This is a genomic window from Paenibacillus sp. FSL H7-0942 (genome assembly GCF_045040715.1).
GTDB classification, from domain to species: Bacteria; Bacillota; Bacilli; order Paenibacillales; family Paenibacillaceae; genus Paenibacillus; species Paenibacillus amylolyticus.
Genome location: NZ_CP150279.1, coordinates 3409632 through 3427325 on the forward strand (window position 1 = coordinate 3409632; position 17694 = coordinate 3427325).

The window sequence follows — 17694 nt, forward strand, 5'->3', positions numbered from 1 at the left end:
GCGTTCAATGAAAAGGAGAGGCAAATCCAATCTGATCTCGCAGCAAATGTCTTTACAACGAAAAAACAGACTTCTCCTTGCGATCATTTCGCTGGCCCTTGGTGTAGCTATTATAAGCCAGGCCACTTTGGTGGCTGAAGCAGTCCAGCGAATCTTTGTAGAGAAAGCTTCCTTTTCATCAGTGATGCTGTTGCTTGTCCTATTACTGGTTGTTATGGCTGTACGCTCACTGTTGTCGTATGGCAATGGGAAAGTGGGCTTGCATATGGCAGCACGCGCCAAGACGAATATGCGAGCATCTGTGTTGCAGAACCTGACCCGCGCTTCCATGCCTTCAACCCTGAGTGGACAGACGGGAGGAAAGGTCAGTGTTGCTTTGGATGCTGTGGATGAGGCCGACAGTTATTTCAGTCAGTACATGCCGCGTATGATGGAAGCTGCGATGATCCCGATTCTGATTCTGGTTGTTACGTTTACGCAGCACTCTAACACAGCCTGGATTATGCTGTTTACGGCACCGTTTATCCCGCTGTTCATGATCTTGGTTGGGCTCAAGACAAAGAACAAATCAGAAGAAAAATACGCGCAACTGGCTGAGTTTTCCGGTACGTTTCTGGATTCGCTTCAAGGGCTGGTTACGTTAAAAATATTCGGACGGGCTAAACGTCAGCAGCAGGAAATTGAACGTAGCAGTCTGGGGTATCGTGATGCCACCATGGGAATTTTGAAGATTGCATTTACAAATACGTTTATGCTGGAATCGATCGTGATGTTAAGCATTGGTATTGTCGCGCTTGAACTGGCTATTCAATTACTGGTTTTCAAATCGATGAGCTTCCACACAGCCTTTCTTGTGTTGTTACTCGTCCCTGAGTTTTACAGTCTGTTGAAGAATACAGGAACGGCTTTTCACAGCGGGCGAACCAGTATGGGGGCCATTCGTAAGGTGGAACAAATGCTTGAGGAAACAAGTATCAAGAGCACACAAACGGAGCCTGAAGAAGGATCGGATCAAAGCCAATTAACCGATGTCGATGCAATTGCAAAGACGGAAGAGCTTCGTACAGCTCGTACAGAGTCGATAAGAATGCCACCAACCATTGAACTGAACGATGTCCGATTCCAGTACACACCTGATTCCTTTGGACTTGAGACAGGACAGATCTCAATTGGACCAGGAGAACAGATTGCTATTGTAGGCAAAAGTGGCTCAGGTAAAACCACGCTGCTTCATCTCATTGCCGGTTTACTGAAACCAGATTCGGGAGCGGTTCTGGTTAACGGAAGCCAGCTTTCGCAACATGATGAGGCTGCATGGTTTGAACGTGTTAGCTATATTACACAGCATCCGTATATTTTTGCAGGTACACTTGCCGAAAATATCGCGATTGGCGCGGGTCGGAACGTCTCCAGAGCTGAAATTGAGCAGGCGGCAGATGAAGCAGGACTTACTGGCGTTGTTGCACAATTGGAGCAGGGCTTGGATACGTTTGTTGGTGAAGGTGGCCGGGGGCTGTCTGGTGGGGAAAAGCAACGACTTGCCTTAGCACGTGCTTTTCTGAAGAGACCATCCGTCATTTTGTTCGACGAACCCACCGTAGGACTGGATCTACACACCGAGCAGGTATTGCAACAATCCATTGCGGCATTTGCCAAAACGGCAACGATGATTACGGTGGCACACCGTTTATATACAATTCAACATGCGGACAACATTTTGTTTATGGATAGTGGGGTATTAGTGGATTCAGGACATCATGAAGCACTTCTGGCGCGCCTGCCTCAATATGCGGAGATGGTTGATGTACAACGGAAAGGAGGGTTAGCATGAATGAGCTGACGATTCTGTCAAAAGCGATGATTCAGGAGCGCAAGGATATCTTGCTTTCGATATTGGGCGGATTTATCGCCGGCATAGCAGGGGTAGCTCTCTTTTCCGCGAGTGGTTATATGATATCTCAAACAGTATTTGCGCCACCGCTGTACACCTTAATTGTACTCACCTCCATGGTCAAACTACTTGGTTTCCTTCGAGCGGCAAGTCGCTACGGGGAACGCTTGTATTCGCACAGGGCGACATTCTCCATGCTGAGCCGTTTGCGGACGTCCTTTTTTGCCAAACTGATCCCGGTAACGCCAGGTATATTGAACAAAAACCGAAGCGGGGATCTGCTTGCGCGGATCGTGGGTGATGTGGAAAGTTTGCAAAATTACTTTTTGCGAGTCGCGTATCCACCCATCATGGTCGTTATGGTGTTTTTGGCTACCATGCTGTTCACTTCGGCCTTTTCGATCTGGATTGCGTGTTTGTTAGTACTAGGTATGCTAATTACGGCATTTGTTGTACCAGGTATTGTCTTGTTAGGTCAGCGAAAAATAAACGGACGTGTCCGCCAGCAACGGGCCTTGCTGTCCACGGAAGTGACCGAAGTGTTGTATGGTTTCAGGGATTTGAAAGTATACGGCCAATTGGAACAGCGTGAGCAACAGCTTCAGCAGGCTTCCGCTGCATTGGCAACGGAGCAGAAACAAGCCGCTTCGCACCTGTTGCGCGGGCAGTCCATGCACGTTTTTGTGACGTATCTCGTTACATGGGGAGTGCTAGCACTCAGCGCTTTCTTAATTGTGAATGGAGCATTTGCCGGTGTATTTCTTGCCATGCTGATCCTGGCCACGCAGACCGTGTTCGAAGAAGCTGCCGCAATGGCTATATTGCCTCTATATAAGCAGGACAGCGAACACGCCGCTCAGCGACTGGCGGAAACGGTGCCAACCTCCGATGTACAACCTGTACAGCCAAGCGGTGAAGTTTCAGCCGATCAGGCGGTTTCGATTGACCTATCCGTTGTTAACTTCCAATATGAAGGGGAATGGAGACCGGCGCTGAGGGAGCTATCTCTGCAACTTGCAGCAGGCTCCAAAACAGCGATTGTCGGGCCGAGCGGGTCAGGCAAGTCAACGATTATCGATTTGTTACTCAAGCTGCGCGCACCAACGTCTGGCGATATACGATTAAACGATGTTTCGGTGAAGGAACTGAATGAAGAGAGCATTTGGCAAGGGACGAATGTCGTGTTGCAGCAAAGCCACTTCTTCCGGGGAACCATCCGGGACAACCTGTTGCTGAATGGAGAAGAACATTCGGATGAACAACTGTCGGCTGTGCTGGATAAAGTCCAACTGCCGAATAAGTTGTTGACCGACATGGTCTATGAAAAAGGGGAGAACCTGTCGGATGGTGAGAAGCAGCGGCTGGCTCTCGCACGGGCCATGCTGCGCAAAGGACGGTTATGGCTTCTGGACGAACCAACTTCTTCGTTAGATTACGTCACAGAGAAACATGTGCTCCAGCATCTTCTTGCACAAGCATCCGAAGATACATTTCTTCTGATCTGCCATCGGCTGACGGGATTGGAAGAGATGGATCGGATTGTGGTCATGGACCAAGGCAAGATCGTGGAATCAGGTTCTTTCCGTGAGCTGATGGAGCAAAAAGGCTATTTTTATGAAATGAAACAAATTGAACGACAAATGATTGGAGACGCCGGGGCGTGAGAATCTAGTCTATTGAGTTGATAATACTGTCGGTTGTCGTTAATGAAGAAAATTTCAATAAATCAATTTTTATAAATCTAACTAAACCCCAAAGGATGCAGTGCATATACTCCTTGGGGTTTGTTTTGATATAATAGTTTTTTTATGTCTATGAAGGAGATGGAGATGGAGATGGAGATGGGAAAGTATAAGTGGGATATTGTTTTTTATTTGGCCGTATTTTTATTTGTTGTGTACATGAAGATGAATGACCAATCTCTGTTTTGGATACTTGGGGTCGTTCTCACCGCTACTCTGATCATGTTTACCATTCGTATTTTTTATCCTCTGGGTTGGGAAACACGCATGGAGCGCGTCGAGGCTTTTCTACGCAGACAGGAGAATACCCCAAAGCTTTATATCTATTACGCTCTTGCAAACAGACTTGATGATGAATTGGAACACACAATAGAGCGCATCAGAAATGAGGACACAAATAAAAGGACCCAAGCAGTCTATAATGCAGCCTATGGCATCTATCGCAACGACTTGGTAGCTGTTCGTACTGCGGTGCAAAATATGCGTAGATCGGATTATCGTACATATTATGAAACGTATTTGCTTATGGAAGAAGGAAGAAGTGAGCAGGCGAGGGAACACTTGAAATCCATTAACAAGGTCTGGATGAGATCTTCGCTTCTTGCAGCGATCGAACTAAAAGCGGGACAACGCGAAACTGCGATTCAGCTATTACAGGAAGCAATGCATGCTGTCAGAGGTGTCCATCGTTATATGATATTTAAGGAATCAGAGAGATACTAGGGCGTGTCTCAAACGGTGAACAACAATCTTTCTTGGCATATAGTACAATTGACACGGACAAAAGCTTGTTCCACATAGGAGCAAGCTTTTATCTTTGGTATTAAAGGAAGGACAGGAAGGACAAGAGTATACAGAGGCGCTAAACTGTTCGGCATAGTGGAGAACACCCGAATTAAATTCTCTCCAACCAATTAGCCTATATGATGAGAATCTTAGCATCTTTTAGTAACCTTTACATAATAGCAGATGATTCAGACGCCTTATTTTTCTTCGCAAGCGGCTTTTTCCTTAGTGTCCTATCATACAAATATGGTTTTCCGTGATAATCCCGTGCATGCTTTTGTTTCTGCTTTTTATGTATATCAACCTTGATCTCCAGATTGGCAACGTTATTCTGGAATTCAGAAGCAATTCGTTTGCACCATTTCAAACCACTTTCTTCAGATGCACTGAAATGAACACGTAATAGATATCCGTTCACCGTTAATTCAAACTTGTATAAATTCATGATATGTATCCTTTCCAGACGGGCATGTTATGTTACACCAAATACGATAATCTGATTATAACAGGAACGTATGTTCTGTAAAAGTGTTATTTATGATACCCGCAATTCAATAAGGTTCGCTAGACATCTTTGCAAGAGTCCGTTTAATGGTAAAATATCTAAAAATGGTTCATGTTGGGGGATACGCATGTATAAACTGATGATCGTAGATGATGAATTGCTCATGCGGGTTGGAATTCGTTCCATGCTGAATTGGGAAGAGTACAATTTCTATGTTGTTGGTGAGGCGGGAAATGGAAAAGAGGCATTAAGCCTTGCGCTTGAAGTGATGCCTGATCTAATTATTACAGATATTAAGATGCCGATTATGGATGGGCTACAGCTTATACAAGAGGCCTCCTGCGTACTGAAAACATGTAAGTATGTCATCCTGAGTAATTTTGACGAATTTCATTATGTGAAAGAGGCGCTAAAACTTGGCGCTTCAGATTACTTGATTAAAAGTGAGATCACCGAATCCTCCCTTATTGACCTCCTGAGCACGGTTGGACAGAAACTGCAAAGTGAACATGTTCACCCAACCAACACACCCTCTATAACACAGGACTATTCCAAGAGCCTAAGATATCTAAAGGATAGTTTCTTCCAAGATATTGTAAGCGGATTCATTAGTGAGGAGGATATCGTCACCAAAGCGGAAGAACTGCATTTTCGTATACGTTCGGACCAGTTGGTTGTCATGAAATTCATCGTGAACTATTACGAGGATGCAAAGCGGAAATATGTAGAGAAGGGGGAAAAGTTGCTCCGATTTTCGATTCTTAATATTATGGAAGAGATCATTCCATCGAAGTGGGAGAAAGAGATTTTTGTTGAAAGTTCCTCTGAATATTGGGTGATCGTCAATGTACTTCCTGAGAGCCAATCTGTACACGCCGACTTGAATAAACTATGTAATAAATTGCTGTCTTCGATCAAGGATTTTATGAATCTATCGCTCACGGCTGGGGTAAGTAGAATGACTTCCGGTTTCCTTCACATCAGGAAGGCCTGCCAAGAGGCAGAAACGGCTCTACAACAGAGTTTCTTCACAGGAAGCAACCAGGTGTTGTATTACGATGATATGGTTCAATCCCCAGATCGACATGAAGTTAAGGGGGCTTTAAGCTCGCAACAAGAACGAGATTTGTTGAAGTTATGGGTAAGCAAAGACAACAAAAAGGCGGAAGAGTTCCTTGAAGGAATCCGATCCAATCTGGAACAGCTACGAGCGGATGAGAATAGCATTCGCAAGCAATATATCATGGTAATGGAAACGATACATTCTCATCTATCCCGAGCTACGGAAAGAGGTGCACCTTCTTTAACAGAAAAATCACCCTATGAAATCGTTCTAAAGGGGGAGTATTGGGAGGATATCCACCAAGATATGCTTGCTCATATTGCGTATTACTTCCAAACCGATTCCCAAATCAAACAGGAGAGCACTTACACCGATCTCGCCACTGAATTGATCGACAAGTATTATGCGGAAGATATCTCACTGCAAAGTATCGCTAGCCAAATTAGTGTGAATCCGTCGTATCTCAGCCGTGTGTTCAAACAGGAACGAGGAGAGAACTTTATCACGTACTTGACCCGAGTTCGAATTGAACATGCCAAGGCGTATCTATTGAGTAGAGGAATGAGAGTGTATGAAATCGCAGAAAAGGTGGGCTACCATAATTACACGTACTTCAGTAAGATTTTCAAAAAATCGGTAGGTGTCACTCCTGAGGAATATCGAGAATTACAGCAGGGATGAATGTAATCGGTGAATAGAGGTGCAGCATATGAAGCATGTTCGGCCCTTCCGAATCAAGTACAAAATTATGGTGATCTGTATGACGGTCATTATCCTTCCGGTATTGGTGATGACAATCAATTCGTATTACTCCTCCGAGCGGTTGTTGGCACAGAACTATACAACGTTGCTAAACGATCTGGCCAAACAGACGAATATTCGCATTGATGAGTTCCTCAAGGAGATTGAGAAAATTTCGTTGCTCGCCAGCAATGGGCTTAGTGACAATCTGTCTGCGACTCATGAAGGGAGTTTTCCGATCCAGGATTTCCTGCGAGAGGGGGATGAACAACATGAGATTGCCGCATACAATATTCTGATGAATTATATCATGATGAAAGATCGCGTATTCTCCATCTACCTCTACAATATGAACGGGGGGCAAGACCTTTTTGTCAGTCCACATCAACCCATTGATCCAAACTTCAAAGTAGCAAACGAATTGTGGTTTAAAAAGTTCATGCATGATAAAGATCGAACCATTACCCTTACAACACGAATCGACGAGCAATTGGAGAATAAAATACTGGCAGTGTCACACGCTCGCAAAATTCATGATGTGACTAGTGGAAAACTGCTTGGCGTGATTGTTGTCAGCATTGATATCAAATTCATCGAAATCGTCAATCGAAACTTGCAGGAAGGGCTGCGCTCCAGATTCATGATCGTTGATGAGGATGACAAGATCGTATATAACGTGAACGAACGATTAATCGGGACACTGTTTCGGGACAACGTTCGTCCGCCTGAATCACTAAATGTCGTGGTGACCAGTCCCCTTAGTCAGCAAAAATGGACAACTTACTTATATATGCCTTTGGATGAGCTCACTGCTGATGGCAAAATATTGGGCCGTAATCTGGTGACGCTTGCCATTGTCATTGTTCTTTTTGCTGCCGTCATATCCATCTTTTTATCTCACGTGATCACAACTCCCATTAAAAAACTGCTACGGAATATTGCTTTAGTCGAGAAAGGTCAGTTTGAACAAGTTGAACCTATTGGCTCCAGAGATGAGATTGGACATTTATCCATTCGATTTAACAGAATGTCGCATGAATTGAAGCGGTTGGTCGAACGGATACAGCAGGAAGAAATAGAGAAAGCCAAGGCCGAGATGCGTGCGCTCCATGACCAGATCAAGCCTCATTTTCTGTATAATACCCTTGGGTCGGTGAAATGGATTGCCTCGATGCAGCAGGCTGATAAAATCGTGGAAATGACCGATGCCTTAATCTCGATGCTCCGCTATGCAACAAAATCCGATGGAACCCTCGTAACCATTCGTGAGGAACTTGATAATATAACGAATTACGTAACGATCCAGAATGTCAGGTACTACGATTGTATTCAAATGAGATATGAGGTTGAGGATAGACTGCTGGATTATCGCATGCCCAAAATGATCCTGCAGCCGATTGTGGAGAATGCGATTTTTCATGGTCTGGCTGAACTGGAAGAAGACGGAATCATCACCATTCGAATTCAATCACAACTGGATGAAGTTGTGATCGAGGTCTGCGATAATGGTGTTGGTATGGATCATCAAACGATGCAGAATCTATTGGAAGAGAAGCCCGGTGCAAGTACGGGAACGAATGGGATTGGATTGCATAATGTGCAGCGGCGGATTCAACTTCATTTTGGTAAACCCTATGGAATACAGGTGGAGAGTAAAATGGGTGAAGGTACCATTTTCTCCATTCTGCTGCCTGCCATCCTAGAAGCCAAATAGTCATACATGCTTTCATTTATGCATCTCATAATGCGATACAGCGATCGTAAAAATAAGTTTAGATATAAACAAAGGGCTCGCAGTATGAACTGCAAGCCCTTTTGTTCACCCTTTGACGCTACCTAGCACCAAACCTTTGGTGAAATATTTCTGTAAAAACGGATACACGAGTAAAATCGGAATGGCACCCAAGAACATCTGAGCGGCGCGCCCCGTTCTGGCGTTCATCATGGACAACAGCTGCGTATAGTCTGACCCAGATTTCAGCATGATTTGCTCAAAGCTTTGCAGCAGGGTCTGAAGGTAACTTTGTAATGGATAATTGTCTGGATTGTTCATATAGATAATGCCATCGAACCACGAATTCCAGTGGGCAACGATACTGAACAAACCAACCGTAGCGAGAGCGGGCTTGAGAAGTGGGAGTAGAATACGAAGCAATACCTGTACAGGCCCAGCACCATCGATAATGGCTGATTCTTCAATCTCTTCGGGCAGCCCCCGAATGAAATTCATGAGGATAATCATGCTGAATACGGGGAGGACCCCAGGCAGGATCAGAGACCAGATGGAATCGATCAGTCCCATTTTGACGACCACGAGATAGGTTGGAATTAGTCCTCCACTGAATAACATGGTTATTATGAAAAATCCCATATAGATATTACGCCCCATCAATTTTTGTTTGGATTTGGAGAGGGGATAAGCCGTGAGTACGATCAGAACCAGATTCACCACCGTTCCGATAACAGTTCGTTGAATGGCTACCCAGAGAGAGGAGAAAAATGATCCTCCAGTTAATGCAAATTCATAGGCTTTTGTCGTAAATTCCACAGGCCAGAACGTAACACTCCCCGCAGATACAGCTGCGCTGCTGCTGAATGAAACAGCCAGCAGGTTGATAAACGGCAGAATACATAGGAGAGAGATTAGAAGCAGTATGGTGTAGTTTAAGATAAGAAACACACGTCTGCTCATACTTTTATCATAGATCATAATGTGAGTTCCTCCTTCTTAGAAGATACGATAACCAGCCACTCTGTAAGCCAGGATGTACGATACAGCAACGAGGACACTGGAAATGATCGATTTGAATAACCCAACAGCGGTACCAATTGAATACTGTGCTTGTTGAATTCCTAAACGGTAGACATAGGTATCAATAATATCACCGGTCTGATAGACAACAGGGGAGTAGAGATTATAGATTTGGTCAAAGCCAGCATTGAGTACGTTCCCAAGTGAAAGTACGGTCATTAAAACAATGGTTGGCATGAGTAGAGGCAACGTAATGTAGATGGTTTGTTTCCACCGTTTCGCTCCGTCGATCACCGCGGCCTCGTAAAGTCCCGGGTCAATGCTAGTTAAGGCTGCTAAATAAACAACTGTGCCAAAGCCGAAACCCTTCCATATATCACTGACAATCATCGTCCAAGGAAAAATTGAGGGTGTGCCAAGAAAGGAGATCGGTGCAATCCCAAATACACTTAGAAATGTATTGATAATGCCGTCGGAGCTAAGGATATCCAGCATGATGCCGGCCATAATGACCCAAGAGAGGAAGTTCGGAATGTAGACAAGGGTTTGAAATGTACGTTTGATTCCACTGTGCAATACCTCGTTAAGCAGTAATGCGAAAATTACGGGTACGATTATACCACCGATAATCTTAAAGACAGACATGTACAATGTATTCCAGATCGTTCTTACGAAGTTCGGCTGATTAAATATGTGGGTAAAATTATCCCATCCTACCCATGGCGAGTTGAATCCGAGGCCCGGATTGTACTTCTGAAACGCAATAATAAGTCCGTAGAAAGGGATGTAACAAAAGATGAAGACCAAGACCAGGCTTGGAATCAACATGAGATGGTAAGGACTCTGCTGCTTCCATTTTCTCAACATACATATTCCTCCGTTCATCGTACGCCAAATGTAATCGCTATCAAATAAAGGGGAGGGATGACCCTCATCCCCTCTTTGTGACAAACGAAATTATTTCTTCCCGTAGGCTTCATTAACTGCCTGAGTTGCGTCATCGCCCCCGGCTGCAAGCCAATTCTGGACAATAACATCGAAATAATCGATACTTTCGCTACCCATAATGATCTTGGTGAAACCTTCGGTCAGGATATCATCCAAGGTTGTTCCGTAGCTTGAAAGTATTTCTGGCGTAACACCCCATAAGGCCGTCTTTGTATAGTTCTCGCTGTCCAGTACTTTCTTGGCAAGACCATACGCATTCTTTGGAGCCCCTTGTTGCAAATAATCACCAACTGCTCCTGGGGTTGCATTCTCCATGAATTCCACACTGTTGTTATATTTTTGCCACATACCCGAAGTTGTGAGTCCACTGGTATCCTTGGATTGAAGGGCAGCGGAGACCGCCTCAAATTGCTCGTAATCGGAATTCGGATTAAGTACACGGAACGCTCCAACAACATGGGCAATATCGTTGTCCAGCAAGGCGGATAACGTTTCTGTGGATTCCTTGCCATTGCCTTCATCCACAATATAAGCGTAGTCGTTCAAAATTTTGATCACTTCTTCAGGGCTCTTAAATCCCTTTTTCATAACGATATAATTGTTGTTGGCGAAGAAAATGGATTGTTTGGCTTCTTTTCCATCAACGGTAGGGATGATATAAGGGTAGAAGATAGCGTCCTTACCCAGATTGGATACTGTGTCGACACCCGGATTATAACCCCACCATTGGTAATAAGGCTGCATTCCCACTTTGCCGGCTACAATGTCCGCGTTCATCGCATTAAAGTCTTTGATTGCAAATTCCGGATCAATGATGCCTCGCTTGTACCATTCTGACCACTCAGCCAGCGCATTTTTCATCTCAGGCTGCACGGAGCCGTACACGAGTTTTCCAGTGCTATCCTCCATCCACATATCCGGATGCGCATTCCATGCAATGGCGAGCAGGTTGAGGTAATCCAACGATTGGTCTACCGCTATACCATAACCACCGTGCTTTTCCATGAATTTGAGTGCGATATTTTTGATGTCTTCCACAGATTTCGGATCTTGGACTCCCAATTCTTCTTTCCAGTCGTTCCGGATCCAGATGAAGTCTGGTTGTTCAATTAATCCCCAGTGCATCTGTGGTATCCCGTACAGCTTACCGTCCTTCTTTGCAGACTCATAACTGTCCGCATCTGCTTCCATGTAACCTTTGAGGCGATCTGAAGCGTGTTGATCAAAGACCTCGGAAAGGTCCATGACCATATCTGCTTCGACTAACTGTCTCAGTTGGGATGGATTAACTCTGAATACGTCAGGAAGATCGTTCGATGCGATAGCCAAATTGAGTTTTGTATCGTATTCATCGCTAACCCAGTCTGTTTTGACATCAATATTAAACTTCTCTTTGTATCGCTTAATCCATACATTGTTGGTGATATCGTCGCCCTTTGGATATTTTGCAGAAGAGTATTCTGATGTTACGGTATGAATGGTGGTCGTTCCAGCCTCGTTGGAATCCGTGTCCGTCGTTGAACCTTTATCGGCACCGCTTCCATTGCTACAGGCTGCGAGTAATAAGGTTGACATGCACACAGACAAGACTAAGGCTTTCGTTTTCTTGTTCATTTCTTTTCCCCCTTATCAGTCATATTTCAATAACGCTTACTTGAAAATATTCTAAACGAGAAAGGGGGAACGGGATATAAAGGTTATTGACGAGAACTGGTATCTTTTTTTACTTTTGAGTTGTAGCGGAGAAAAGAATAATGAGCTTTGTGCACTTTTTTTACTTTGTGCTCCTTCTTTTTTTACTCATGACTCCAAAAATTGCTTTAGATGACGATCGATAACGAGTGAATCCTCTTCGTTTGCTCCGATTCCAAAGCAGTGTCCCCACTTGGACTCTATAGGTTGATACACCGCGTTTGGCATATGCTGAGCATCATACGAACTGTCTTCTGGCGTGAAAAACAAGTCACTTGATCCTGGCATAACGAGTGCAGGAGCAGTGATCTTGCTTAACGCCTGTTCGAAGTTGCCGTCATCTACGGGATTATCGCTAATGTCTCCATAGATTCCTGTACGCAACATGGTAATCAAGTCGTTAGCATCGAAGGGAAGAAATACCTGATCCCAGTAATCTTCTACATAAGATTTCAAGGAGTCGAAACCCTCAGATTGGTACAATTTCTCCAAATAATACGTCTGCGAGAACCCCCATGGAGCATAAGCTCTTCCCATCGCTGCGAGACCGGCAACCGGAGGGCGTTCATATCTACCATTTTTATAAACTGAATCTGTCTGTAACGCCGCGATCATTGCTTCGAATACCAACTGTGTATGGGGTCTGCTCTTTGCCGTTCCGCCAAAGGGGGCAATACGCTCAACCATCTCAGGATAACTGGTTCCCCATTGATAAACCTGCATGGCTCCCAGAGACCAGCCCACAACAAGTTTGATTTTGGAGATACCGAATTTTTGAGTGATGAGTTGATGTTGGGCATGTACATTGTCATACATGGAGATCATAGGGAAGTTGTTCTTATCATATGGGGCAGGGGTATTACTTGGAGAAGACGATAACCCGTTACCCAACATATTGGGCACAACGATAAAATAACGACTGGGGTCCAGTGCTTTGTCCGTTCCAATTAACCATTCATTATCTGTGTGAATTCCAGCAAACCATGTTGGGACAACAATAACATTGTCCTTTGCCGCGTTTAAGTTTCCATAGGTCTTGTAAGCGATAAAGGCTTGAGGGAGCTGTTGTCCCGATTGAAGTAATGTATCTCCAAGGTTATATGTTTCATAATCGTTCATAGATTGATTCTCCTTATAAAATAGTAATAACTTGATTTCACTCTACAATACGTCTATTATCAATTCAACGAAACGTTATCGAACATATCATTCATTTATTTTGAACTTAGGAGGTACCTGACTCATGGAAATACGCCAGCTAAAAACCTTTTGGACACTTGCATCGACGTGCAGCTTTAGTCAAACTGCTGAATTATTGAGCTATGTACCGTCTACCATAACCATGCAAATCAAATCGCTGGAAGAAGAGCTTGGGGTGAAATTGCTGGATCGATTAGGCAAAAAGGTTGTGTTAACAGATGCTGGCCAACAGTTTCTGCCGTACGCCACTAAGATTTTAAACGATGTAGAGGAAGCAAAGTGCATATCTAGTCAGCACGGAGAATTGGCGGGAACGGTTGTGATCGGAGCAGACGAAGTGCTGTGTGCATATCTTCTTCCAGCCTTGTTCAAACGCTTCCGAGCGGACTATCCTGGTGTGCGGTTATTGTTCCGCCCCTTGTCTGGGCAAGAGCTCAAATCGAGTCTGAGAGAAGGGCATGCCGATGTCGTTTTTGTATTGGATGAGCCTATTAATTCTAAAGACCTTCAGTCAGAGTTATTAAAGGATGAGACCTTTCAAATGGTGGTTTCTCCCGATCATATGTTAGCATCGCGTTCCGCGTTGGTCATTGATGACTTCCACAAACAGCATTTTTTGCTGACCGAAAAGAACTGTTCGTATCGCACTTATTTTGACCAATCCATAACGAAGAAAGGTGTGGATGCTCTGACACAGCTGGAGTTTCATAGTGTAGAAGCCATTAAACAATGTGTTGCGGCTGGTCTAGGGATCGCTTTATTACCTGAAATGGCTTTGAAGAAAGAGTTGAGCGATGGGGAAGTGGTTGCACTACCGTGGGATTTATCAGATGTATCCTTTTCTGCGCAAATGCTCTGGCATCGGGAAAAATGGATCTCTCCGTCTATGGCTGCTTTCATGGAGGTCGCCAAGAGTGAGTTGATTTGATTGTTCAGAATTTGTTTAGATGTATGTGTTAAAATATTCTTCATGGAGATCGTGAGGTTAAATGGAATCAACCTTCAACAACATGATACAGATATATATGGGGGATTAGCAATGGAGAGAAAGATTAGAAATTCTGCAAAAGCATTGATCATTAAAGACGGGAGAATGCTTGCAATGAAGCAGGATGATAATGATGAAGTCATCTACATTCTGCCTGGTGGGAGCCAGAATGCAGGTGAAACCCTGACGGATGCGGTGAAGCGTGAAGTTGCGGAAGAAATCGGAATAGATGTAGAACCGTTATCACTGGAATTCGTAATTGAAGGGGTATACGGTGAAGCTCTTCATCGTGTAGATTTTGTTTTTTTATGCGAGTACATAGGTTTGATAGACCAAGATAGTTCTATTCTGCCAAGTGACGAAAACCAAGCGGAATATGAATGGCTCGAAATTAAAGATATATACGAACTACCTTTATTTCCTTCAAAATTACGAAAGCAGATCATTAGATTGGTTGAGGGAGAAAAAACGGTTATGTATTTAGGAAATGAGGAAGATGACGACCTGAATAGTTAGATGTGTACACGTCGTAAACAAGTGACCGTCTTGTATTTATAAAGGAAAGGCTATTTCAAAGGACACGATGATCCAGTGAAATAGCCTTTTTGTCGTTGAACAAAGTGTACAGAGCGATTCAAAAATGAACATCTATGATAAGGGGTTACACTAGGCCAGGAGTTATAGTTCTTGTTGCTTCACGCCTGCTGTCATATTTTTCTGACCCCATATTACCATGGATTCAATTAAAGGAACCAATTCCTTGCCTGATTCTGTGAGCGAATACTCCACTCTCGGTGGCACCTCGTTATATTGCTCCCGATGCACGATGCCGGAATGAATCAAATCTTTCAAACAGTTCGTTAACATCGTTCCGGTAATGCCAGGCAGTCTTCTTTTTAATTCATTGTAACGTATACAGTCATTTTCACTGAGGATTGCCAGGATCGGAAGATTCCACTTGCCTCCAATGACCTGAAATGCATAAGTCGCTGGACATAACTGATCAAAATTAAACTCGTATTTCACTTGATACCCTCCAATAGTATACTTTTTGATACTAAGTCAGAAAAAGAATCGTACTTGTTCAGAAGATTGTAGACATTATAATCAAACTAACACAAGAAAATCAATTCATAAGACAATATAAAGGCGGGATACACGTGAGTAACGAATCTATGATGTGTGATCTGGAAACAGGCGTATGTGGTGTGAATGAGGAAGAGGCGATGCAAGAAATCAATCTGAATCAAGTTGAGAAAAGGATAACTCTATATTACGCAACAGATCCGATCTGCTCTCACTGCTGGGCGCTTGAGCCTGTGCTTCATCGGTTTATTGAGGAATACGGCCATTATTTTACGTTGCAAATCAAAATGGGTGGGCTATTGGCTAACTGGAATGGTTTCTCGGATGGCGCTAACGGGATTCAGAAACCTTCGGACGTTGCAGAGCATTGGAAGGAAGTGGGTGAACATTCACGCATGCCCATCGACGGTTCCTTATGGCATGATAATCCAATACTTTCTTCCTATCCGCCATCTCGCGTATTTAAGGTCATTCAGAGTACACACCCTGGTAAAGAGCAGGACTTTTTAAGACGTGCGCGTGAAGCCGTGTTTGCATTTAATCGAAATATTGGAGAAGATGATGTGCTGACGGATATCGTCAATCAACTGGGCTTGAATGGAAAAGAAATAGTTGAGGCGGCTGCAGAGCAATCTGCACAAGAGTTATTAGAGGAAGACTTTGAGAGTGTGGCTAGTTTGGGAGTTAGAGGTTTCCCATCCATTATCATTGTGAATGAAGAGAACCAGGGTATGAAAATTGTCGGAGCGCGTTCTCTTGAAACATATGTGCAAGCACTTCAGCAGGTGCTCGGTAGTGATCTGAAACCCAAACAGATAACCTCGTTGGAGCAGAAAATCAATGAAGGACACCTTCTTTTTTCTAAAGAAATTGAGGTCTTGTACAATATCGAAAAGAGTGATATTGAATCATATGTGAAATCTGAATTGGCAGAGCACACATATCGTATGGGTCATATTTTGGATGAGATGTATATTGAGCATATCTGAGGCAGGAGCCGTGTTAGAATCTTCCTGCTTTCGGCACACGGATGTGTTATTCGCACAGGCAAGTCGTCCACCCATTGCGTAGACTGAAGTAGATCAAGTCAAGTGAGGTGAATTCCATGGCTAAAACCAATGAAATACACGTCCGGGTGAAACGGCTCAAGGATCGCCCAGTCTGCGTGACTCTTCATAATGGCGAGACGTACGTCGGGTACATCTCTGGTGTTAACAGCGAAGGCGTAGTGCTTACCGGGGGCGGAAAGCTTACTCAGGCCGCAATCACAGCACCCTCATCTGAAGGCAGTGCTCGCAAAACCAAACCTAAAGCAGGGGCTACGAGAAAAACAGCATCCTCTCGAAACCGTAAACGGGTGAACAGCACACGTAAGTCGCAAATACGATCCCGGTCGATGTCTCGCTCAGCGTCTAGGCAAGCCCAGGTATCATCTTTCATGCCTATGCTAGGCTCATTGTTAGGTGGCTTTGGCGGTGCAGGCTCGATTGGAGGTATGTTAGGCGGGGGTATGCGGTTGTTTGGCATGATCCAGCGGTTTACACCTGTGGTCAAAATGGGGTATGGCATGATTAAGCAGATTCAGCCATTTATGGGGGCAGTTCAAGGGCTGATGACTCCAGCAAGCCAAGCAGCTCAGGCTGAAACCGAAGGTGAAGAGGAAGCACAACAAGGATAATACTTGAAATGAAAATCGTGAATTAGAACACAACCTTCGTTGCATTTGGGAAGGAAGCATTGCTAGTGTGTTGGGTGATTTGATCTCTTTCTGATCTGTTCTGTTCCTTATCTTCTCTCTGTTCTGTTTCAGCTTCTTCGCTAGATGCTTCACTGCAAGCTGCTCTCCGTACGCCAAACGGAGGGTGGCTTATTTGCTTATGCTGTATATGAGGTTCGAACCAGCTCGATTTCGCATGCTTGCTCAGCGCTAACGAACCTCAGAAACCGTATTCGGGTCAATATCAAGCTATTAAAATTCTAACGAACATGACACACCCTATTTGCTGCAAAATGTAAGATATAGTGTGGAAAAGGGGCTGATTCTGCAGCATAGCTTCTCCTGTGTTCGTTAGAATTAAAATTCGCCCGAAACGGGTTAAATAAGACTCCCTGTGTTCGTTAAATTCGTTCGTTGCGAGGAATAAAAAATGAGGTTTCAAATACGCGCCACACTTCTAACTTTGGAACTATGTAGTTGGGCCGTTTGCCATCATACAGCAAAAAGCACCGCGCGCAGGGAGCTACACGCGGTGCGAAAAACAATGCTGATGTTGCAGAGTAGGAGAAAACTCTATCCCGCT

At 44.2% G+C, this 17694-nt stretch carries 15 protein-coding genes; 9 read left to right on the top strand and 6 right to left on the bottom strand.

Annotated features, from left to right (window positions below; translation table 11 throughout):
- Positions 1 to 7: 7 nt before the first annotated feature.
- From cydD to MHI48_RS15255, 3 genes are all read left to right on the top strand, one after another.
- The gene (gene cydD, locus MHI48_RS15245; RefSeq protein WP_405144537.1) at positions 8 to 1831 is read left to right on the top strand and encodes a thiol reductant ABC exporter subunit CydD; all 1824 of its coding nucleotides are present in this window, start codon (positions 8 to 10) and stop codon (positions 1829 to 1831) included.
- The gene (gene cydC / locus MHI48_RS15250; protein WP_076327576.1) at positions 1828 to 3555 is read left to right on the top strand and encodes a thiol reductant ABC exporter subunit CydC; all 1728 of its coding nucleotides are present in this window, start codon (positions 1828 to 1830) and stop codon (positions 3553 to 3555) included. Before cydD ends, cydC begins: the two co-directional genes overlap by 4 nt.
- Positions 3556 to 3699: 144 nt before the next feature.
- Positions 3700 to 4356 (top strand): hypothetical protein, encoded by a 657-nt coding sequence (locus MHI48_RS15255; RefSeq protein ID WP_143781405.1) that lies wholly within the window; start codon positions 3700 to 3702, stop codon positions 4354 to 4356.
- Between the two features lie 232 nt (positions 4357 to 4588).
- On the opposite strand, the gene MHI48_RS15260 is transcribed toward MHI48_RS15255, so the two are convergent.
- The gene (locus tag MHI48_RS15260; RefSeq protein ID WP_405144538.1) at positions 4589 to 4864 is read right to left on the bottom strand and encodes a hypothetical protein; all 276 of its coding nucleotides are present in this window, start codon (positions 4862 to 4864) and stop codon (positions 4589 to 4591) included.
- A gap of 187 nt (positions 4865 to 5051) precedes the next feature.
- Between MHI48_RS15260 and MHI48_RS15265 the strand changes: the two genes are divergently transcribed.
- Together MHI48_RS15265 and MHI48_RS15270 are read left to right on the top strand one after the other, a co-directional pair.
- The gene (locus MHI48_RS15265) at positions 5052 to 6668 is read left to right on the top strand and encodes a helix-turn-helix domain-containing protein (protein ID WP_405144540.1); all 1617 of its coding nucleotides are present in this window, start codon (positions 5052 to 5054) and stop codon (positions 6666 to 6668) included.
- Between the two features lie 28 nt (positions 6669 to 6696).
- On the top strand, positions 6697 to 8442 hold the full coding sequence (locus MHI48_RS15270) for a sensor histidine kinase (RefSeq protein ID WP_405144541.1): 1746 nt from the start codon (positions 6697 to 6699) through the stop codon (positions 8440 to 8442).
- 105 nt (positions 8443 to 8547) lie between these two features.
- Here MHI48_RS15270 and MHI48_RS15275 read toward each other — a convergent pair whose 3' ends face one another.
- The 4 genes from MHI48_RS15275 to MHI48_RS15290 form a co-directional block, all read right to left on the bottom strand.
- Positions 8548 to 9438 (bottom strand): carbohydrate ABC transporter permease, encoded by an 891-nt coding sequence (locus MHI48_RS15275; RefSeq protein WP_405144543.1) that lies wholly within the window; start codon positions 9436 to 9438, stop codon positions 8548 to 8550.
- Between the two features lie 18 nt (positions 9439 to 9456).
- Positions 9457 to 10347: a sugar ABC transporter permease gene (locus MHI48_RS15280; protein WP_036615758.1), complete on the bottom strand. Its 891-nt coding sequence runs from the start codon at positions 10345 to 10347 to the stop codon at positions 9457 to 9459.
- A gap of 90 nt (positions 10348 to 10437) precedes the next feature.
- The gene (locus MHI48_RS15285) at positions 10438 to 12042 is read right to left on the bottom strand and encodes a hypothetical protein (RefSeq protein ID WP_405144545.1); all 1605 of its coding nucleotides are present in this window, start codon (positions 12040 to 12042) and stop codon (positions 10438 to 10440) included.
- A 186-nt stretch (positions 12043 to 12228) separates the two neighbouring features.
- The gene (locus tag MHI48_RS15290; protein ID WP_405144546.1) at positions 12229 to 13239 is read right to left on the bottom strand and encodes an alpha/beta fold hydrolase; all 1011 of its coding nucleotides are present in this window, start codon (positions 13237 to 13239) and stop codon (positions 12229 to 12231) included.
- A 124-nt stretch (positions 13240 to 13363) separates the two neighbouring features.
- On the opposite strand from MHI48_RS15290, the gene MHI48_RS15295 reads away from it, so the two are divergent.
- Both MHI48_RS15295 and MHI48_RS15300 read left to right on the top strand, forming a co-directional pair.
- Entirely contained in the window at positions 13364 to 14248 is an 885-nt protein-coding gene (locus MHI48_RS15295) for a LysR family transcriptional regulator (RefSeq protein WP_405144548.1), read from the top strand.
- Between the two features lie 111 nt (positions 14249 to 14359).
- Complete coding sequence (locus MHI48_RS15300) at positions 14360 to 14824, top strand: NUDIX domain-containing protein (RefSeq protein ID WP_036671529.1); 465 nt, start codon at positions 14360 to 14362, stop codon at positions 14822 to 14824.
- Positions 14825 to 14986: 162 nt separating this feature from the next.
- Here the strand turns inward: MHI48_RS15300 and MHI48_RS15305 are convergent, their stop codons facing one another.
- Positions 14987 to 15334: a helix-turn-helix domain-containing protein gene (locus MHI48_RS15305; protein WP_076210744.1), complete on the bottom strand. Its 348-nt coding sequence runs from the start codon at positions 15332 to 15334 to the stop codon at positions 14987 to 14989.
- A 134-nt stretch (positions 15335 to 15468) separates the two neighbouring features.
- Here MHI48_RS15305 and MHI48_RS15310 point away from each other — a divergent pair, with 134 nt between their 5' ends.
- Both MHI48_RS15310 and MHI48_RS15315 read left to right on the top strand, forming a co-directional pair.
- Positions 15469 to 16383, top strand: coding sequence for a DsbA family protein (locus tag MHI48_RS15310; protein WP_405144550.1), 915 nt, complete (start codon positions 15469 to 15471; stop codon positions 16381 to 16383).
- Positions 16384 to 16499: 116 nt separating this feature from the next.
- Complete coding sequence (locus MHI48_RS15315) at positions 16500 to 17072, top strand: hypothetical protein (protein WP_340029448.1); 573 nt, start codon at positions 16500 to 16502, stop codon at positions 17070 to 17072.
- Positions 17073 to 17694: the final 622 nt, after the last annotated feature.